This window comes from Nonomuraea sp. NPDC005501, assembly GCF_040605905.1.
Lineage (GTDB): Bacteria > Actinomycetota > Actinomycetes > Streptosporangiales > Streptosporangiaceae > Nonomuraea.
The window spans coordinates 1-17,739 of sequence record NZ_JBEXDT010000081.1 but is presented as its reverse complement, the minus strand read 5'-3'; the positions used below and the strand labels follow the sequence as shown (position 1 = coordinate 17,739).

Annotated in this window: 20 protein-coding genes; 6 read left to right on the top strand and 14 right to left on the bottom strand. The window is 70.3% G+C overall.

Annotated features, from left to right (window positions below; genetic code table 11):
* Positions 1-148 precede the first annotated feature (148 nt).
* Genes ABZS51_RS31685 through ABZS51_RS31675 form a run of 3 tightly spaced genes read left to right on the top strand, consistent with a single transcriptional unit; the run spans position 149 to position 1,006 of the window.
* On the top strand, positions 149-292 hold the full coding sequence (locus ABZS51_RS31685; protein WP_355448646.1) for a hypothetical protein: 144 nt from the start codon (positions 149-151) through the stop codon (positions 290-292).
* On the top strand, positions 289-636 hold the full coding sequence (locus ABZS51_RS31680) for a hypothetical protein (protein ID WP_355448643.1): 348 nt from the start codon (positions 289-291) through the stop codon (positions 634-636). Before ABZS51_RS31685 ends, ABZS51_RS31680 begins: the two co-directional genes overlap by 4 nt.
* Complete coding sequence (locus ABZS51_RS31675; RefSeq protein ID WP_355448701.1) at positions 527-1,006, top strand: ferritin-like domain-containing protein; 480 nt, start codon at positions 527-529, stop codon at positions 1,004-1,006. Before ABZS51_RS31680 ends, ABZS51_RS31675 begins: the two co-directional genes overlap by 110 nt.
* A gap of 246 nt (positions 1,007-1,252) precedes the next feature.
* Here ABZS51_RS31675 and ABZS51_RS31670 read toward each other — a convergent pair whose 3' ends face one another.
* From ABZS51_RS31670 to ABZS51_RS31650, 5 genes are all read right to left on the bottom strand, one after another.
* Positions 1,253-2,125 carry a DUF6461 domain-containing protein gene (locus ABZS51_RS31670; protein ID WP_355448640.1) on the bottom strand — a complete coding sequence of 291 codons (873 nt, stop codon included), beginning with the start codon at positions 2,123-2,125 and terminating at the stop codon, positions 1,253-1,255.
* Positions 2,126-2,202: 77 nt separating this feature from the next.
* Positions 2,203-2,580 carry a NucA/NucB deoxyribonuclease domain-containing protein gene (locus ABZS51_RS31665; RefSeq protein WP_355448698.1) on the bottom strand — a complete coding sequence of 126 codons (378 nt, stop codon included), beginning with the start codon at positions 2,578-2,580 and terminating at the stop codon, positions 2,203-2,205.
* An 83-nt stretch (positions 2,581-2,663) separates the two neighbouring features.
* Positions 2,664-2,855, bottom strand: coding sequence for a DUF2397 family protein (locus tag ABZS51_RS31660; RefSeq protein ID WP_355448638.1), 192 nt, complete (start codon positions 2,853-2,855; stop codon positions 2,664-2,666).
* 52 nt (positions 2,856-2,907) lie between these two features.
* Positions 2,908-5,241, bottom strand: coding sequence for a DUF262 domain-containing protein (locus tag ABZS51_RS31655; RefSeq protein ID WP_355448636.1), 2,334 nt, complete (start codon positions 5,239-5,241; stop codon positions 2,908-2,910).
* A gap of 485 nt (positions 5,242-5,726) precedes the next feature.
* The gene (locus ABZS51_RS31650; protein WP_355448634.1) at positions 5,727-6,887 is read right to left on the bottom strand and encodes a pyridoxal phosphate-dependent aminotransferase; all 1,161 of its coding nucleotides are present in this window, start codon (positions 6,885-6,887) and stop codon (positions 5,727-5,729) included.
* 57 nt (positions 6,888-6,944) lie between these two features.
* On the opposite strand from ABZS51_RS31650, the gene ABZS51_RS31645 reads away from it, so the two are divergent.
* Positions 6,945-7,490 (top strand): XRE family transcriptional regulator, encoded by a 546-nt coding sequence (locus tag ABZS51_RS31645; protein ID WP_355448631.1) that lies wholly within the window; start codon positions 6,945-6,947, stop codon positions 7,488-7,490.
* A gap of 315 nt (positions 7,491-7,805) precedes the next feature.
* On the opposite strand, the gene ABZS51_RS31640 is transcribed toward ABZS51_RS31645, so the two are convergent.
* The 4 genes from ABZS51_RS31640 to ABZS51_RS31625 all read right to left on the bottom strand — a co-directional run bounded on the left by ABZS51_RS31640 (position 7,806) and on the right by ABZS51_RS31625 (position 10,140).
* Positions 7,806-8,123, bottom strand: coding sequence for a MerR family transcriptional regulator (locus tag ABZS51_RS31640; RefSeq protein WP_355448628.1), 318 nt, complete (start codon positions 8,121-8,123; stop codon positions 7,806-7,808).
* 92 nt (positions 8,124-8,215) lie between these two features.
* Positions 8,216-8,656: an Hsp20/alpha crystallin family protein gene (locus ABZS51_RS31635; RefSeq protein ID WP_355448625.1), complete on the bottom strand. Its 441-nt coding sequence runs from the start codon at positions 8,654-8,656 to the stop codon at positions 8,216-8,218.
* A gap of 231 nt (positions 8,657-8,887) precedes the next feature.
* Entirely contained in the window at positions 8,888-9,310 is a 423-nt protein-coding gene (locus ABZS51_RS31630) for a spore-associated protein A (RefSeq protein ID WP_355448622.1), read from the bottom strand.
* Positions 9,311-9,543: 233 nt separating this feature from the next.
* The gene (locus ABZS51_RS31625; protein ID WP_355448619.1) at positions 9,544-10,140 is read right to left on the bottom strand and encodes a hypothetical protein; all 597 of its coding nucleotides are present in this window, start codon (positions 10,138-10,140) and stop codon (positions 9,544-9,546) included.
* A gap of 12 nt (positions 10,141-10,152) precedes the next feature.
* Here ABZS51_RS31625 and ABZS51_RS31620 point away from each other — a divergent pair, with 12 nt between their 5' ends.
* Both ABZS51_RS31620 and ABZS51_RS31615 read left to right on the top strand, forming a co-directional pair.
* On the top strand, positions 10,153-10,335 hold the full coding sequence (locus ABZS51_RS31620; protein ID WP_355448616.1) for a hypothetical protein: 183 nt from the start codon (positions 10,153-10,155) through the stop codon (positions 10,333-10,335).
* Positions 10,336-10,415: 80 nt separating this feature from the next.
* The gene (locus tag ABZS51_RS31615; RefSeq protein WP_355448613.1) at positions 10,416-11,153 is read left to right on the top strand and encodes a VOC family protein; all 738 of its coding nucleotides are present in this window, start codon (positions 10,416-10,418) and stop codon (positions 11,151-11,153) included.
* 62 nt (positions 11,154-11,215) lie between these two features.
* On the opposite strand, the gene ABZS51_RS31610 is transcribed toward ABZS51_RS31615, so the two are convergent.
* The 5 genes from ABZS51_RS31610 to ABZS51_RS31590 all read right to left on the bottom strand — a co-directional run.
* Positions 11,216-11,719, bottom strand: coding sequence for a GNAT family N-acetyltransferase (locus ABZS51_RS31610; RefSeq protein WP_355448610.1), 504 nt, complete (start codon positions 11,717-11,719; stop codon positions 11,216-11,218).
* A gap of 64 nt (positions 11,720-11,783) precedes the next feature.
* Positions 11,784-13,145: a glutamine synthetase family protein gene (locus ABZS51_RS31605; protein WP_355448607.1), complete on the bottom strand. Its 1,362-nt coding sequence runs from the start codon at positions 13,143-13,145 to the stop codon at positions 11,784-11,786.
* The gene (locus ABZS51_RS31600) at positions 13,142-14,947 is read right to left on the bottom strand and encodes an IucA/IucC family protein (RefSeq protein ID WP_355448604.1); all 1,806 of its coding nucleotides are present in this window, start codon (positions 14,945-14,947) and stop codon (positions 13,142-13,144) included. Before ABZS51_RS31600 ends, ABZS51_RS31605 begins: the two co-directional genes overlap by 4 nt.
* Positions 14,944-16,320: a SidA/IucD/PvdA family monooxygenase gene (locus tag ABZS51_RS31595; protein WP_355448601.1), complete on the bottom strand. Its 1,377-nt coding sequence runs from the start codon at positions 16,318-16,320 to the stop codon at positions 14,944-14,946. The genes ABZS51_RS31600 and ABZS51_RS31595 overlap by 4 nt, the downstream gene beginning before the upstream one ends.
* The coding region (locus ABZS51_RS31590) for an IucA/IucC family protein (protein ID WP_355448598.1) at positions 16,317-17,739 on the bottom strand (1,423 nt) is incomplete at its 5' end. The genes ABZS51_RS31590 and ABZS51_RS31595, both read right to left, overlap by 4 nt.

Genomic DNA, 17,739 nt, shown 5'->3' with positions numbered 1-17,739 from the left:
TGCAGCCTCGGGTTGAGCTCGCGCAGCAGCTCGAAGTCGATGAGCTCGGCGATGTCCGGCCGCGATCAGGTACTGGAGCATGTTGCCGACCTCGCCCGCGCCCGGGAACCCCGCGGCCCGGATCATGTCGGGGCTGACCGCCTGGTAGGTGACGGGCTCGCCGAGCGCCAGGCTCAGCGCGGCGGCCCGCCAGGGCGAGCGCTTCGCCCACCTGTTCGCCACCGGCCGGATCGCCGTCCGGTTGATCCACGCGGTCAGCAGACCGGCCGTACAACCCATGGAGGAGACATGAGCACCCCGAACGGTCAGAACGAGTTCCTGTACGAGCTGCACGTCGAGATCGAGGAGGAGCTGATCATCGCCGAGGCCAGCCACCCGGAGGAGGAGATGGGGCGGCCGGTCACCGAGTGGCTGTACGACCCGACGGACGTCGAGCGCGAGGAGATCTCTCTGCGGGTGCTGCGCGACGCGGTGGAGGTGCTGGAGGACGGCTCGCGGCCGGGTGGCTACGTTGCCCGAGCCTCGGATCGACACGCTCGACAGCCTCCGCGAGCACCTGCAATGGACGATCGAGCTGGAGCACGCGACGCTGCCGCCGTACCTGACGGCGCTGTACTCCCTCGACCCGGAGCCTAACCCGGCGGTGGTGGAGGTGGTGAGCGGCGTCTTCGTGGAGGAGATGCTGCACCTGGCGCTGGCGGCGAACCTGCTCAACGCCGTCGGCGGCGCCCCGCGGCTCGACACGCCCGAGATGCTGCCGCTTCATCCCCGCAAGCTGCCCCACGGCGACCTCGAGCTGTCGCTGGTCCCGTTCGGCCCCGAAGTGCTGGAGATGTTCCTGCGCCTGGAACAGCTGGCACCGCCCGGCGCCCCGCCGGAGGACAACAACTACGAGACCATCGGGCAGTTCTACGCCGCGATCGAGCAGGGATTGCGCTACCTGTGCGACACGCTCGGCGAGAAGGAGGGCTGGGTCCGTGTTGCCGCTGACGCCATGGTGATCTGACAATGTGCGGGACCTACAGGGCGCAGGGGTGCGCTTCATCGCCCCGGTTTCCAAAAACGGTGGTGGGCGCCGCCGTGCCGGCCAGCCTGGAGTTGGCCGACGCCGCGCCAGTTGACTACGTTGCGCTGCGCGATGCGCGGGCAAAGACCCCAGCCGGCGGGGTGCCCACCACGTGATCGAAGACACCATGGTGCTGACCGCGCCCATGAGCGAGACCGGGCCGGCCGTGGCAGGTGTTGCACGCCTTCACTTGATTTGGGACAAGAGCCTTTGCAGGACAACAAGACGGCGGTGGTCATCAATGTGTTTCACGCTCATCTGGCGTATCGCATCGAGGCCGTCTTTCGCGGCGACCATGGGGTCCGGCTGACGCAGGCGGCGACGTACGTCTTCGGTCGAATTTTCGTCGCTGCCGATCCGAACGGCGATTTCATCGAGATACCGGACGATCGCGGGCGCCAGATCCACAGTGGGCGCCCCGGCGAGGAGGCCGGCGAAGTCCGGCGCGTCCAGAAAGGCCATTCGCGGATGAAGGTATCCGAGCGGCACGATCGACTCGGGTATGGGGGCGTCGATCCGGAGCATCAGGTGCGAGCCACAGAGCCACTGCAGGGTGAGGCCCTCGCCGCTCACCAGTTCCCCCAGAGCGAGAGCGCCCTTGCGCACGTCATGGACGTCATTGGATATCAGCCCGGTTTCATGGAGTTTTCCGTCCAGTACCGACGGGTCGGCGCCGTAGCGCTCCTCAGGGCGCAGAAGGTCGAAGGAGACGAGCACCCGGCCGCCGACCGCGTAGGTTAGTTCCGTGTCCATGTTGACGTTCCAGAAGACGCTCAGTGCGTGGCCCTGTTTGGACAGCCCGCTCGCAACCTCCGGCCGCGGCCCCTGGAATCCGAGCGGCTCGTAGGCGACGTGCCAGTCGCCCACCTTCGCGATGAGAACGATGTCCTCCTCGTCGTAGTATTCCTCGGAGAATTCTTCGTACGTCACCCACTGTCCGGGCACAGTCGCACCGAATCGACGGCCGACCTCCTCGATGTTCAAGCCCCTGCACCACGTCAGGGACATCCCGCCAGAGAGACCAGCCTCGAGCAACTCCTCGAATCTCGCGTCGTTCACGTCCTCCGCCTTCGGAATCGCGCCACGCCGCCTGCGACCATCTTGCAGTAACCATAGGCGGCGCGGCTGATGGATGCTTAGCGGTCGCCTGGAAGTGGAACGGCCATGACCCAGAACGGATCCCCGGCTAGCCGCCGAGTTCGCTCGTAGAAGAGCCCGAGCATGCTACCCGAGCCGCGGTTATCACTATCGGGTATGTACCGCACGCTGTAGTTTCCCTGCGCCCCCAAAGAGCCCTCCTTGGTGCTCGCGAAGGGGAACTCGTCACAGTCCACTTTCTCCTGGCCCGGGTTCGTTAGCGGCCACGCATTGCGGCACTGCGCAATCGAGTTGGCTCGATTGGCCTGGATGGTGCCGGACGGCGCTTCGTCAGGATCCTCCAAGCCGGGGATGGCACCTTGCAGCTCGCGGTGCAGAGGCGCTCTCAGCGGGTCGCCAGGGATTCGTTTGCTCATGCTCTTCGGAGTGGTCGTATCCGCTTTGTTATAGGCGTCCCAAACGTGTTTGGCGGAGAATCTGATGCTGGCTTTTTTTGGCATCAAATACGAGAGTGGGAGTGTGCTCGTAAAAGACACGCGGTGCGACCCCGCGCGGTCCTGTCTCCGCGCAGGCGTAGCGAGATAGGTACCTCCACCGGATCGGCCTCCCACCACGAGGTGCTGGGTGTGGCCCGCGCGCTGGTCTCGTCGGGCCCCATCAAAAGGTGCCGCGAGGGGTAGGCGCTCCGCATGAATCCGCCGACAAGAGAGCGCTAGCATGCGAGCGTATCGTTTTGGCCGCGACTATTTGAACCATCGGTCGTGCTGATATTTGGAGGCTTCGGGCCCGTCGAGCTCATGCGTCGTATTGTTGAGCCGGACGAGGAAGACCGCTCCCTTCGCCCCCGTCTTCGTCCGCGTTGTATAAACCGGTGCTGAGGCAGGCGCGACATTGATACGGGCGACCGTGCGTTCGTCGATGGTGCCGAACGCGACGGTCACGTTGGCTGTCACAGCCTTGCCGAAGGCCTGGATGAGCAGGCCGGTCAGCCACTGCTCCCAGGCGTCGGTGTTCTTCTTGGAGAAGACGGTCAGATCCTCTTCCAGACCTAGCACCGACCCATCGTCCTGAACGCCGATGAGCAGCGTCCCCCCGTGACCGTTCATGAAGCCGGCGATCGTCTTGATGACCGCCCACTCCATCGCCTGATCCTTCTGTCCGGTGTCCAGGTTCTTGCGACCGGTCGACTTGAACTCGACGACCTTGCTCTCCCCGGCTTTGATCAGCGCCTCGATACCGCGTGCCAACGCGGCGGCGCCGCGTTGTACGGAGAAGGGGCTGTCCTGACCGTCACCCCGGTTCACCGGCCGACCGGTCGCATCCTCAATCTGACGGATCAGCCGTTCGAAGCGCGCGTCGAAGACTGCGCCGAAGTCGTCCTGACGAAGCGCGACCGGGTCGATGTCGTGGCTATTGCAGATAGCGTCCAAGTCCTGTGGGCTCACCGGCACACCGGATTCAATCGCGGCCAGATACTTGCTCGGCGCGCTCGCGCCCATGTATCCCCAGGTCTGCCCGTCGATAGCGGTCTTGTTGACGATGCAGTTGGCATACGCGCTGTCAACACCGTTCGCCGCGCACCATTTCTGAGGGAAGATGTGGCGAATGTCGATCGAGTCGGCCGCGTACGCCTTCGCGTCGATCGTTTCGCCGGTACGGAAATCGCGACCACCCCGCTTCATCATGAGCGCGTAGAGACCCTTGTAAGCGGCACTGTTGCGGGTGCGCAAGCCCAGCAGCCGTTCAGCCTGGAACTGCGACTCACGCACCGTGCGCGGTTCCTCACCGTCGTCCTGAACCCACGCGAGCACGTCCTGCAGGTCGTTGGCGAAGCGGGTTTCAGTGGTGCCGCCGTACAACTCACCGAACACCCCACACCAGTACCACTGACGCAACTTCGCGGTTGGCTCCGGTGTGAACGCGGCCTCGCCGAGCAATGTGAGGATCGACGTCAAGGGAACGAGCTGGGTGCTGTACGGGAGGTCGCGGGCGCGGAAGATGCGCTCACGCTGGAGGAACCGCACCACCCTCTGCAACGCCTCGGTGACGGCATCGGCCCAGCGCCGGTACTCGCTCAGCGGAAGCCACAGCATGTCGCGTCGCTTGGCCGACACCGCCGGGACGCGGTCACCGCGAACGCGTTCCCGGGTGCGCTCCTCCCAGCGGCCACGAGTCCAGAGCAGCGTGACGATCTGCAAGAAGGTCGTGGCGTCCAGATCTGCGAGCAGCGGCTCGTCCGCCCAGGTCGCTTGCCGTCTCTCCCAATCGTCGCGCAATCGAAAGTTTTCCGCGGCGTACGTTGCTGTCAGCAGTTCAAAGACCGTCAGCTCGACGCCGCCAGTGTTCACCTTCTCGAAGACCTGGCAGACGGCCTCTTTGGTCGTCTTCTGATCAAGCGCGATCCGCGGAACGCTGTATTGAAGGAACGGCAGAATCAGCGCCTCCTGGAATCTCTTCCAGATCTTCACCTGCTCCTCTGGCGATCCTGCCATTAAGTAGGCAAGCTGCCAATCGGTGGTGGCCGCCGGGTTGAGCACGATGTCGAGTGGGAAGAGGCCCGCCTTGCCGGCCCGCACCTGCACCCTGGTCGCGGAGGCGTCGAGCACGACGTCGCCGCGGGCATTCACCCGTCGCTTATCTGCCGGTAGCGACAGGATGGCGTCATTTCGGTCGGCGTCGAGGTCTATGCACGCATCGATGTCGGCGAAGTACCAACGCTCGACGTCCTTCTTCCGGGTATCTCGGGTCGGGACCGGTGCTCCGGACCGGAGCGCCAGGTAGAGCGAGGTTGTACGTTGCTGGCCGTCAAGCAGCAGGTACTTCGGGTCGCCCGCCACAGCAGAACTCGGGACTCCCTCGAGTGGCCGGGGCTGGAATCGCACGTCAGCGTTCCCAGTCTCCAGCGTCATCACGGCGCCGATCGGGAACGAGCGAGAGACCGAGGCCAGCAGACTCACGATGTGGTCGTCGTCCCAAACCCACCCACGCTGAAAATCGGGCAGCTGCAGTACTCCTTGGTGTGCCTGGTTGAGTAGGTCCGCCAGCGGAATGTCGCCGCTCTCGAACGTTTTCGCCACTCCGGTTCCTTTCCACAGACATGCTCTCGCGACAGGGTAGACGAAAGCTCTCAGGCGGACGCCGCGATTAGCACCGCCTGAGGCGCTAATTAGTGAGGCGGTCCTGCGGGCCAGGTCGGTGGGCTGACTCTGGTTGCCGGTGTGCCAGCACGTTATGGTGATAAATCCGAACATTCCTGAATTTCAGGACTGCTTCCCGCGCGGCGGGATGCAGGCGGAAATGTTGTGTTCGTGACAGCGGGCCAGGAGCCCAGCGCCGTCGATCAGTTCAAGAGGTTTGCCACCGGCAAACTGGTAACTGTCGGGTCCGTAGCCGGACGTTGTGATACCGCCGGCCTTGCCCAGTTCCGGTTCGCCCGCGCCGCCGAGGTGTCACGGTCAGCGGGCGAGCGGTTCCAGCCCGGTCGGCTTGAGAGTGGTGCGGTGGACGACGGCCATGTCAAGGACTCGCTTCCGTGGAGTCAGTGATCGGACGCGCCGGCCCGTCATCGGATGGCCAGGTCGAAGCGATCGCCGAGGCTGGTGAGGCGTTCGACGGGTTCGTTGGCGAACACGAGTCGCAGGTAGTGCCGTCCGCTGGGACCCCAGCCGTCCATGGGGGTGGCGGCGATCTTGGACCGGTCGAACAGGCGGCGGGACAGGTCGACAGCGGTCAGTTCCAGGGGTCTGGTGTCGATGAGGAGTGACCAGCCGCCGTGCGGCCGGACGGCCGGGTAGGCGGCGAGCTGGTGCAGGACCACCTCGCAGCGCCGTTGCCATTCGGCGGTGGCGGCGGCGACGTCGGCATCGGCGTCGGGCGCGTCCAGTGCGGCGGCCACGGCGTCTTGGGCCAGCCCGACCTGGCAGACGACGTTGGTCAAGCCGACCAGGCGGATGTCGGCGATGATGTCGGCAGGGCCGACGACCCAGCCGACGCGCCAGCCGATGAGCCGCAGCTCCTTGGCGGCCGAACCGACGGTGATGGTACGCCGTGCCAGGCCCTCGTGGGCCGCGGGGTGGCTGGCGGGGCGGCCGTCGAAGCGGATGCGTTCCATGGCCGCGTCGTAGATCAACCAAGCGTTGTGGCGTTCGCAGGCGTCGGCGAGGGCGGACCAGTGGCGGTCGTCCAGGACGAGGCCGGTCGGCATCACCGGCCCCATCATCAGGACCGCCGCCGTGCCGGGTCCGACGGCGTCGGCGAGTCGTTCGGCGTCGATGGTCCAGCCGTCCGGGGTGGGCTGTGCGGGGACGAAGCGGGGGATGCCGCCGGCGAGCCGGACCCGGTTGACCAGGCCGGCGTAGACGGGGTCGCAGAGCACGACCTCCTGCCCGGGCTCCACGGTGGCGAGCAGCGTGTTGAGGATGCCGTTGAGCCCGCCGGCCACGCTGACGCACTCGGTGTCGGCGTCATAGTGGCGCCCTGAGATGCGCCCGACGTGCGCCGCGGCGGCTGCGCGAAGAGAGCGACGGCCCTGGAAGGGCAGATAGCTGTTGGCCGCGTCGTCGTCGATGGCGGCGTGCGTGGCGGCGATGGCGACGGCGGGCGGCCGCAGGTCGGTGTCGAGATTCTCCAGACGCAGGAACTCCGGGTCGGCCACGGCATCGGCCGCGTCACCAACGGTGTCCACGCCGATGCCCGGAATGTCGCGCAGCCGCGTCACTGTCATGTCGCCTCCGATGCTGAACCATTTTACTGGTACAGATATCTCACTATGCTGATACGCATGGATCTTACGCAAGTCGTCGGGCGGAACGTGCACCGGCTGCGCACGGCGGCCGGAACATCGCTGGCCGACCTGGCGTCCGCCAGTGGCATCAGCAAGACCACGCTGCACGGCATCGAACAGGGCCAGGGCAACCCGACCCTGAGCACCCTGTGGGCCCTGGCCACCGCGCTGAAGGCGTCCCTCGGTGAGCTGCTGGAAACGCCCGCCTCGACGGTGGAGGTGGTACGCGCCGATGACAGGCGGCCGCAGGTCGAGGGCGATGCGGTCAGCGCGCGTCTGCTCCACCGCATCAGACTGCGCGGCACCGTGGAGGTCTACGACGTCGCCATCGCCGGGAGCACCCAGCACTCCGACGCCCACCTGCCCGGCGTCGAGGAATGTCTCGTGCTCACCAACGGACGCGTCACCACCGGCCCGGCCGATTCCCCCACCGACCTGGCCGAAGGCGATTCCATCCGGTTCGATGCCGCTCGGCCGCACCTGTACCGAGGTCACGCCGCGAACAATCGCGCCGTCCTTCTCATGGTGCACCCGGAGAGCTGAGCCGGGCAGCGACAGGACGAAAGGGCCGCGGCGCCTGAAGGATTCACGGACCGTGCCGGCGGCGCGGCCGGTGGGCCTCAGCTTTCGCGCGTCACGGGGCGCGGGCCGGCACTCGCCGTCGCTTCCGCGCTCAGGCAGGCTCCTCGGACCACCCCATCAGCGAAGGGAGGACGCCCATGGGCGACCCGCGCACGTCCGCACCCTCCGGGCTCAGCAGGCGGACGGTGCTCCTCGGCACGGCGCCCCCGCGGACGATCACCGCCGTCTTGCCCCTGGCGCGGTCCGCCAGGTCCGCTCAGGCCTGTGCGGCGTCGTTCAGGACCGGTCTTGCTCGGCCAGGCTGGCCTGGGCCTGCCTCAGCTCCTCGCGTACCTGGGCGAGCTCGCATTCGAGCTGGAGGATGCGGCGGATGGCGATGAGCGTCATGCCCTCGTCGGCCATCCGGGTGACGTGCTGGAGCGTCAGGATGTCGTGGCGCGAATAGCGCCGCTGCCCGCCCGCCGAACGGCTCGGGCTGAGAACGTCGTGCTGGTCGAGCCTGCGAAGGTACGCCTGCTGCACCTGCAGCATCTCGGCCACCTGGCCCAGGGAGTAGAGCGGCGCGTGCTCGTCGTCGATGGGCAGTTCGGGCATCGTGGCTCCTCGTAGCCCGGGGGCGGCCCCTCGTGCTGAGGGGAGGATGTGGGACCTCAGGTCTTCGGGGGCCGTCCCCGGGACGTGGCGCGTCAGGCCCTGATGGCCTTCGCCTCGCCCGCCTCGCCGCGCTGGATCTCCACCTTGCGCGGCTTGGCGCGCTCGAGAACCGGGATGCGGACGGTCAGGACGCCGTTGGCGTAGCCTGCGTCGATCTGGTCGCTGTCGAGGTGCTCGGACAGGTAGACACGCCGGGTGAAGGTGCCCATCGGGCGCTCCCGCACGAACAGGCGCTCGTTCTCGCCGATCTCCTCCTCGCGGCCGGCGCTGACACTCAGCACGCCGCGGTCCACGGTGACCTCGATGGAGTCCGGGTCGATGCCCGGCAGGTCGAACCGGAGAACCACGTCGTCGTCGCGCCGCAGCCCGTCCATGGGCATGACGGCGCTGCTCTGGTCGAACGCCTGCTGGGTGAGACGGTTGAACTGGCGCTCGAACTCCTGGAAGAACGGGTCGATCGAGGTGAGCAGCATCTTTCCGAACCTCCTTGGCAGATCGCGGAGTGAGAGCTAACTTGTAACTGCGCTTATAGGTTAACTTCATATGCTCTCGAAGGCAAGTTCTGTCTCGTCTCCGTGAACGGTCTGAGGGAGATCATCAGTCAGCCACGTAGCGAGACAATGCAACGCCCCGGCCCGCCTCGTGCGGGCCGGGGCACTGTCGCACCTCAGGCGTGGATGGCGCCCGGTGGGGTCAGCGGCGGATCAGCCGCAGTGCACGTTGTTGAGCTCGCGGGTCACCCAGTCCGGCACCGTTCCGGCGACGTCGATGCACTGGCCGGGCGCCGAGACGTACACCGGGCCGGCGTAGGTCTTGTACTGCCCGGCATCGGTGTCCTCCGCGCTGCCGTCACCTCTTGAGATCGTGACTCTCTTCCAGCTCTTGGTGTCGGCGTAGGCGCCGTAGCCGTACGTCAGAGCGCAGTTCTTTCCGGTGCTGGAGCTGTAGTACACCTCCAGCGTGCCGGTGCGGGTCCCGTCTCCTCTGGAGATGGCGTAGACCCCGACCCGGGAGTAGCTGCTGCCGCAGGGTCCGGTCGCGCCGGCCGGAGCGGCGCCCGCCACCAGCGTGGTGGTGGCGGCGAGGGACGCGCCGGCCAGGAGGGTTGCCAGCTTGCGTGTGCGCACGAATATCCTTTCGCTCTCCAACAATATGATCATGAATATCACCGGATGCACGGCCGCCACCCGCAAATTGTGCGGGATGTGATGGTTCGCACAGATCACGTCCCTCGTCGTGGTCTGTCCCCCGTGCCCGGCTGGAGGCGATCCAGGGGGCCGTCAGGCGAGGTCACCACGGAGGAAAGGTGTGGCCGGGCGCTTGCGGCGCGCGCGGAAACGGCGGTAGCCGACGAGCAGGGTCACCGCGGTGACGAGGTCGCCGCGCCGGCGAGTGCGAGGAGAAGGGACAGCGGGGAGTCCATCGAGGCCGCCAGGCCCCACGTTCCCGGCTTCCGCCGGAAGGTGAGCGTCCCGGTCCGGGTGTGCTCGATCCGGCCGCTCTCGAGGGTGAGGCTGAACTTCCACGGCCCGTCGGGCAGGTCTCGGCCCAGCAGGATCGAGACGCTTCCCTGCTGGCCGGGGGCCAGCGTGGTGCCGCGCTCCACGGGGAAGGGGCCGGCGCTCAGTGAGCTCGGCCCGCCCGACATGGTGACCCCGTCTTCGAGGTCGATGGCGCGCTGGCCGGTGTTGGCGACGGTGGCCTCGATTCTTGGCTGCCCGTCGCCGGTGCGCTGAGGCACGATCTCGCCGATCTTGAAGTCTGTGGGCGGCTCCCCGCCGGGGCCGACGTCGAGGTAGGTGCGGATCCCGACGCGGTTGACGAGGGTGATGCCCTTCCGCCGGCTTGCTGCGGGGGCGGAGACTTCTGCCCAGATGACGGCGTATCGCTCGCCTTCCGGAGCCCATGGGGGCACGGCGATGGTGGCCTTGACCGGTGTCCTGCCGCGTGGGGGCACGACGGTGGTGGCGTGGTTGAGCGTGATCCACGAGCTCAGCTCGTTGGCGGTTCGTTCCGGCGCGAAGGTGAAACGGCCGCGGTTGGACGCGTTGCCGACCAGCGTCTCGGGCCGTTCGACATCACCGACGGGCCTGACGACAACCTGTGGGCCACCGAGGACTACGTCTCCCAGCTCGCCGTCGTGACTCCCTGACCAAGCCCGCCCGCGGCCGTTCCCACGTCCCGGGAACGGCCGCCCACCACCCCCGTCCGCCCGGGCATATGATCGCCGGCATGGCGCTGCGACTTGTTCAGGTGAATTTCAAGGCTCGGGACGACTCAGCGCTCGGCCGGTTCTGGGCGGAGGCGCTCGGCTGGAGTGTCTCCAGCGAGGGACCCGGCGTGACCAACCTCCAACCCGAGGGCTTCGACTGGCCGGACCCCGACGCCTTCTACGTCGACCTCGTCACCGTCCCGGACCCCGAAACGGTGAAGTACCGCGTGCACCTCGACCTGGCCACCACCTCCGCCGCCCATCAGGCGGAGCTCGTCGCGCGCCTGAAGGAGCTCGGCGCGACGCCCGCCGACGTGGGCCAGGGCGACGTCCCGTGGACGGTCCTGGCCGACCCGGAGGGCAACGTGTTCTGCGTGCTGGAGCCTCGACCGGTCTACCGGGACACCGGGCCGATCGCCGCGGTGGTGGTCGACTGCGCCGATCCACGGGCCATGGCCCGGTTCTGGGAAGAGGCGGTGGACTGGACCCTGCACGAGGTCACCGACGATCACGCGGTGCTGCGCTCCGCCAAGGGCGTCGGCCCGTATCTGGAGCTCCTTCGCACGCCGGGCGTGAACGGCGGGCGGAACCGCATCCATCTCGACCTGCTGCCGGACCCCGTTGGGGGTCAGGAGGCGGAGGTGGCCCGGCTGCTGGCTCTGGGCGCCACCGTCGCCGACGTCGGCCAGGGCGACGTTCCGTGGAAGGTCCTGGCCGACCCGGAGGGCAACGAGTTCTGTGTCCTCGGACGGGGCTGACGCGAAGCTTCTTCACCTGCGGCCGGCGGCGGCCGTCCTCGGCAGCGCCGCGTGGGCGGGGGTCAGGTGTGCTGGGTCTCCGTGCGGTACGGGCGGAAGCCGCGGGCCCGGTAGTTCGGCAGGGCGGCCGGGTTGTCGGCGCTGGAGGTGTGCAGCCACACACGCCGAGCCGTGCCGCCGTCGCGCGGTGCGGTCGCCCACGCCTGCCGCGCGCACAGCGTCAGCGCGTGCCCGCCGAGCCCCTGGCCGACGAACTCCGGGACCAGTCCGAACGTCTCGATCTCGATGTCGCCCCCGTCCTGCGGGTGCACCACGAGCATGCCGGCGATCTCGCCCTTGTGACGGATCAGGTAGTAGTCGAACGGGTCGCTCTCCAGCTTGCGCCGCCACTCCTCCGGGGTGAGCCGCGCCCCCCGCCAGCCGTACGGGGCGCCGATCCGTGTCTGCACGGGCGCGAGGTCGCGGCTGGTGCTGTCCACCCGTTCCAGGGTGAGACCGTCCGCCTCGCGGCCGGGCACGAGCTGCTCGGGAGCGGTCATCTCCAGGTACGTGATCGTCTCTTCCATACGCGTGATCCTAGGGACCCCGTCCACGCGGCCGGCGCCCCCTCCGGAGCACCGGCCAAGCTGATCACAGGCGTTCGAAGCCGCGCACCCGCTCCCAGTCGGTGACCGCCGACTCGAACGCGGCCAGCTCGGCCCGCGCCGCCGCGGCGTAGTGGCCGGCCACCGCGTCGCCGAACAGCTTGGCCGCCAGGCCGCCCTCCTCCCAGCGGCGCAGCGCCTCGCCCAGCGTCGCGGGCAGGCGCGGCACCGATGGGTCGGCCAGCGCGTTGCCGGCGTGCGGGGCGGGGAGCGGCAGCCGGTTCTCGATCCCGTACAGGCCGGCCGCGATCATCGCGGCCACGGCGAGGTACGGGTTGGCGTCGCCGCCGGGCACCCGGTGCTCCAGGCGCAGGGAGTGGCCGTAGCCGACGACCCGGATCGGGCACGTACGGTTGTCCCTGCCCCACGCGATCCCGGTGGGAGCGAACGCGCCGGGCCGCAGCCGCTTGTAGGAGTTGACGTTCGGCGCCATGAGCAGCGTCAGCTCCGGCAGGCAGGCGAGCTGTCCGGCGACGAAGTGCCGGAACAGCGCCGACATGCCGCCGTCGCCGGCGCTCTCGTCCGCGAACACCGGCGAGCCGTCCGTCCCGCGCAGCGACAGGTGCACGTGGCAGGAGTTGCCCTCGCCCTCGTCGAACTTGGGCATGAACGTGAGCGCCACCCCCTCCTGCTCCGCGATCCGCCTGGCGCCGTTCTTGAACAGGACGTGCTTGTCGCAGGTGGCCATCGCCTCGTCGTAGCGGAACACGATCTCGTACTGCCCGGCGTGGCACTCGCCGCGCGCCGTCTCCATCGGCAGCCCGGCGCGGACCATCTCGCGGCGGATCCGGCGCACCACCGGCTCGACGTCGGACAGCCCGTGCAGCGCGTAGTCGACGTTGTAGCGGGTGCCGGTCTCCAGGCCGTGGTAGCGGCGCTCCCAGGCGTCGCGGTACGAGCCGCGGAACAGGAGGAACTCCAGCTCGGTGCCGGCCAGCGCGACCAGGCCGTGCTCGGCGAGCCGGTCGAGCTGTGCCCGGAGCACCCGGCGGGGCGCCACCTCGACCGGCTCCCCGCCCGGCCAGACGGCGTCGGCGACGACCAGCGCCGTGCCGGGGTCCCACGGCAGGAGCCGCAGCGTCCCCGGATCGGGCCGCAGGACGAGGTCGCCGAAGCCCGAGTCCCAGGCGTCGATCGCGTACCCCGGCCCGGTGTTCATCTCCACGTCGGCGGCGAGCAGGTAGACGCACGCGCCGAAACCGTGCCGCGCCACCTCCTCCAGGAAGTACGGCACCGACAGGCGGCTGCCCTGCAGCCGCCCCTGGAGGTCGGGGACGGCGACGATCACCTCCTCCACCTGCCCGGCCTCGGCCTCCTGGCGCAGTCGTTCGTACGTGAGCGTGGTCATCGGTCCTCCCTGGAGGCAGGAGCGGCGAGGGGGTTGGGGACCGTGCCGTGGACGACGTCGAAGCCCTCGTCGCGCTCGGCCCGGTCGTGGAAGCCGCCGCCGAGGAGCTGTTCGCGGTTGAGCGCCACCCGGTCGAAGGAGGGCGCCAGCAGCCCGAACGCCTCCGCCCGGTCGGCGTCCTCGGGGAAGCGCGCGTGGTGGCGCTCGATCTCCTCCCGCGCCATCCGCCAGAACTCCCGCTCGGGAACGCCCAGGTGCTCCTCGGCCAGCGGCGCGAAGAACCGGAAGTGGCCGGCGAACACGGCGCTGAGCAGCGAGTGCGCCAGCTCGCCCGCGGGCCAGCGCAGCAGCACCTCCCGGGCCCGCGCGGACAGACCGGCGTAGGCGGGCAGGTCCTCAGGCAGCAGGTTCACGTCCTCGGCGAAGTCCTTCACCGCGATCCCCACGGGCACGTCGGCGGCGTCGTAGAGGATCACCGTGTTCTCGCCGTGCGGGCAGAACGCCACGCCGTAGCGGTAGAGGTGATGGAGCAGGCCGGGCAGCAGCGCCGAGAAGAGCCGGGCCAGCCAGTCGCGCGGCGTGAGGCCGGAGCGCGCGGCCAGCTCGGCGGCCAGCGCGCGGCCGTCCGAGCCGACCGTGAGCAGCGCCGCCATGGTCCGCGCCCGCTCCCCGTCGCGCAGCAGCCCGGTCACCGGCTCGCGCCACACCGCGCCGAGCAGCTCGTGGTAGCGGTACGGGGCGTCGGGCACGGCCGCGTACAGCGGGTGGCGCACGGCCACGGACGCGACCTCGCCCAGCGGATGGAAGCGCAGGTCGTCACGCAGGTACGGGTCGGCTTCGCGGAGCGTCAGCAGCCAGGCGCTGACGTCGGGCGCGGACCGTGTCGGCTCCGTGGACAGGCCGCGCCAGACCAGCGTGTTGCGGATGAGCAGCGGCACCTTGACGTTGCGCCGCCCGGGGCGGTCCAGGTTGGCGAGCGTCCGGATGGACTGGAGCGGCCGGTAGCGGTCCGGGCCCTCGCCCAGCGGCACGATCCGGCCGTCGGCCAGGTACGGGGCGAACAGCGGCTCGACCGCCTCGTCCCAGTGGAACGGGTGGACGGGCAGCCAGGTGAACGCGGCCGGGTCCAGCCCGCTGCGCGCCGCCGCCTCCTCCAGCGCCACGGCGAACTCCTTGCGGACCGCCTCGTCCAGCTCCTGCGCCAGCAGCGTCGCCGCGTCCAGCCCCGGCACGCCGGAGTACGCGGCGAGCGAGGAGTGCACGGCCGCCCACCTCAGCCGCACCGCCCCGGCGGCCTCGGGGGCGTAGGCGGCGGCGTCGGAGGCGGCGAACCCGAGCCGGCCCTTGTTGAGCAGCATGCAGGGATGCCCGTGCTGGTGCGCCTCCAGGTCGAGGTGGTCCAGGTCGGCCAGCTCGGCGGCGGGCAGCGCGCGGGACAGGATCTCCGCCTCGGCCCGGCGGGTGGCGGTCAGCTCGCGCAGCGCCTCGGCGGTGGTGGGCCCGTCCCAGCCGAGGACGGCGCGGGCGTCGAGCAGCAGCAGCTCCGGCCCGGCCGCGCCGTCACCGGCGGGGTGGCGGCGAAGCGTCCCGGGCTCTACCCGCCAGGAGCCGAACGACCCGCGCGCCGCCCGGAACGTCCACCGGACGCCGCCTCCCAGCTCCAGCCGGTACTCGTCCGGCTCGGGCCCGGCCAGCGGCACCAGCAGCTCCTCGTACGCGAACTCCTCGACCGCCTTGACCAGTAGCCGGCGTCCGGCCTGCGCCCACGCCCGCCGCCAGGCGCCGTGCGCGTCCCCGCTCATCGGCCGCCCTCCTCGGACCGGGCGAGGACCGGCGACCCGGGATCCGCCGGGGGTGCGGGCTCCGGCGCGCCGAAGGTGGTCCAGGCGGTCCGGGAGGGCAGCGGCACCACGGTCCGCCCGGCCGCCGCGTTGAGGATCGTCGCCGCCCGCCACGCTCCCAGGGTCAGGTCCGGCGCGCCGACCCCGTGCGTGTGCAGCTCCGCGTTCTGGACGTACAGCGCCCCCGGCACCCTCGGGTCGAGCGCCACCCGGTGGTCGCCGTCCACCTGGTAGCGGCCCTGCTCGTCCCAGTCGACCAGCTCGGCCATCGGCTCCAGGAACGCGGGCCGGGCCGTCGCGTACCCGGTGGCCAGCACCACGGCCGACGTCCGCACCTCGAACGACGTGCCCTGCTCCGCGTGCCGGCAGCCGAGCACGTAGCCGCCGTCACGTTCGGACGCCTCGACCACCTCGACCCCCGGGTGGAGCGCCGCGCGGGGCTCGGCGCCGCCGATGGTCCGCTCGTACAGCTCGTCGTGGATGTCGCCGAGTGTCTCCGCGCTGACGCCCTTGTAGAGCTGCCACTGCTCGCGGACGAGCCGCTCGCGGTCCGCCTCGGGCAGGTGGCGGAAGTACCGCACGTAGTCGGGGGTGAAGTGCTCCAGACCCAGCTTCGAGTACTCCATGGGGGCGAACGCCGGGGTACGGGCCAGCCAGCGCACGTACGGCCCGCCGCGTCCCCGGCCGTCCTGGCGGCGCAGCAGGTCGAGCACGACCTCGGCCCCTGATTGGCCGGCGCCGACCACGGTGACGTCGGGCGCGGCGGCCAGCCGGGACCGGTGGGCCCGGTAGTCGGCGCTGTGCAGCACCCGCCCGGCGTGGGCCTCGCCCAGCAGCGGGCGCAGCGGCTCCGGCACGACCGGGGAGGTGCCCACGCCCAGCACCAGCTGCCGGGCCAGGACGCGGGAGACCACTCCCGCGGCCGACCGGTACGTCAGCGCGAACGCCCCGGCCGTCCCGTCCCACTCCACGGCGGTGACCTCGGCGTCGAACCGGCACGACGGCAGCCGCTCGGCCACCCACCGGCAGTAGTGGTCGTACTCGCGGCGCGGGATGTGGAAGCGCTCGGAGAAGAAGAACGGGAACATCCGGTCGTGCCGGCGCAGATAGTTCAGGAACGACCAGGGGCTCGTCGGGTCGGCCATGGTGACCAGGTCCGCCAGGAAGGGCACCTGCAGGACCGTGCCCTCCACCAGCAGGCCGGGGTGCCACGAGAAGGCCGGCTTGGCGTCGAGGAAGAGGGTCCGCATGCCGGGCACGCCGTCGCACAGGGCGGCCAGCGACAGGTTGAACGGGCCTATGCCGACACCGGCCAGGTCGTAGGGGGCGGTCACCGCTGCACCTCCGAGTGGGGGTTGGGAAGGTCGATGTAGACGGACTGGGAGTGGACGTCGCCGGTGAGCTCGTCCCGGCCGTCCACGCAGGTGAGGTGGTTGGCCTTGCAGCGCAGCGACGGCGCGTCGAGCAGCAGCCCGAGCAGGCCCTTGGCGCCGGGCTCGGCCGCGCGCAGCCGCTCCAGCGCCGCGCGCGCCACCCGCAGCAGGTCCTCCTCGGCGGCCAGGCCCAGCGCGCCGAACGCGCCGACCAGGCCCAGCAGGTTGCCGATGCCCAGGTAGTAGGCGACCCGCTCGTCCACGAACGCGTCGTCGAAGACCAGGTCCACGCCGTCGGCCAGGCCCGGCACCAGCCGCTCCAGCTCGCCGGCGCGGGAGGCGGCCACGTAGTAGCCCTGGCTGTCGCGGTACCAGCCGGCCCGGGGCAGGCCGTCGGCGTCGAGCGCCACCAGGGTGTTCTGGTGGTGCGGCTCCAGGGCAATGCCGTACCTGGCCTGGAGCCGGATGAGCGGGACGGCCAGCACGTCGAGGTAGCGGGCCAGCCAGAGCGCGGACGCTTCGGCGGTGGACAGGCCGAGCGCGCGGGCGGCTCGGCCGACGGCGGCGGACAGCAGCGCGCGGTGGCGCGGTGGCGAGCCGTCGCCCGGCCCGGTGCGCTCCGCGATCAGCCCGGCCACGCACAGCGCCCGATCCGCGCCGGTCCGGAAGGGGTTGTCGCGGATCGCCGTCTCCAGCCCGCTCTCCGCGTCCGAGTCCTCCGTCCCCACCGACACCCAGGCGAAGTCGCGCAGGACGCCGAACGCGGGGTGCTCGGCGCGCAGCCACTCCGCCGGCCCGGCCGCCAGCAGGCGGGCGGCCCGGACGCCGAGACGCAGCTCGCCGCGCAGGTTCTCGCGGCGGGAGTTGGTGATCCGCATGCCGAGCGACAGCTTCAGCATCGCCTCCGCGTCCGCCCGGTACACCGTCCGGACCGAGGAGGTCGGATGCCAGGCCGGGCCGGCGGGCCCGAGCGGCCGCAGCAGCCCCGCCTCGACCAGGGCCGCGATCCGCGGGCGGCGCAGCACCTCGCGCGCCTGCCACGGGTGGGCGGGCACGGGCACCCAGCCCTCCGGCAGGTCGAGCCCGGCGGGGGCGATCCGCCGGCACAGCTCGGCCGGGGCGCCCCGGCTCTCATCGATGCCGCCGCCCCCGCTCTCGCCGGTCACGACGCCGGGCGCGGCGGCGAACCAGTGCAGCGGGAACGAGCCGCGCAGCTCGGGCGAGTACTCGGCCAGGTCGCCGGTGGACGCCTCCTCACGGCTCTTGGGCGCGGGATGGAACGGGTGGCCCAGCAGCAGCGCCTGCTCGGCGTCGAGGAACCCGGCCGTCTCCGGCGCGTCCGGCCCCTCGGCGCGGCGCGCGGCCAGATGGGCGGCGGTG

Excerpts from the sequence above, each read along its gene's own strand:
- ABZS51_RS31680 (WP_355448643.1), top strand. The coding sequence starts at position 289 with ATGAGCACCCCGAACGGTCAGAACGAGTTCCTGTACGAGCTGCACGTC.
- ABZS51_RS31665 (WP_355448698.1), bottom strand. The coding sequence starts at position 2,580 with ATGAGCAAACGAATCCCTGGCGACCCGCTGAGAGCGCCTCTGCACCGC.
- ABZS51_RS31660 (WP_355448638.1), bottom strand. The coding sequence starts at position 2,855 with ATGCGGAGCGCCTACCCCTCGCGGCACCTTTTGATGGGGCCCGACGAG.
- ABZS51_RS31650 (WP_355448634.1), bottom strand. The coding sequence starts at position 6,887 with ATGACAGTGACGCGGCTGCGCGACATTCCGGGCATCGGCGTGGACACC.
- ABZS51_RS31645 (WP_355448631.1), top strand. The coding sequence starts at position 6,945 with ATGGATCTTACGCAAGTCGTCGGGCGGAACGTGCACCGGCTGCGCACG.
- ABZS51_RS31640 (WP_355448628.1), bottom strand. The coding sequence starts at position 8,123 with ATGCCCGAACTGCCCATCGACGACGAGCACGCGCCGCTCTACTCCCTG.
- ABZS51_RS31635 (WP_355448625.1), bottom strand. The coding sequence starts at position 8,656 with ATGCTGCTCACCTCGATCGACCCGTTCTTCCAGGAGTTCGAGCGCCAG.
- ABZS51_RS31615 (WP_355448613.1), top strand. The coding sequence starts at position 10,416 with ATGGCGCTGCGACTTGTTCAGGTGAATTTCAAGGCTCGGGACGACTCA.
- ABZS51_RS31610 (WP_355448610.1), bottom strand. The coding sequence starts at position 11,719 with ATGGAAGAGACGATCACGTACCTGGAGATGACCGCTCCCGAGCAGCTC.
- ABZS51_RS31605 (WP_355448607.1), bottom strand. The coding sequence starts at position 13,145 with ATGACCACGCTCACGTACGAACGACTGCGCCAGGAGGCCGAGGCCGGG.
- ABZS51_RS31600 (WP_355448604.1), bottom strand. The coding sequence starts at position 14,947 with ATGAGCGGGGACGCGCACGGCGCCTGGCGGCGGGCGTGGGCGCAGGCC.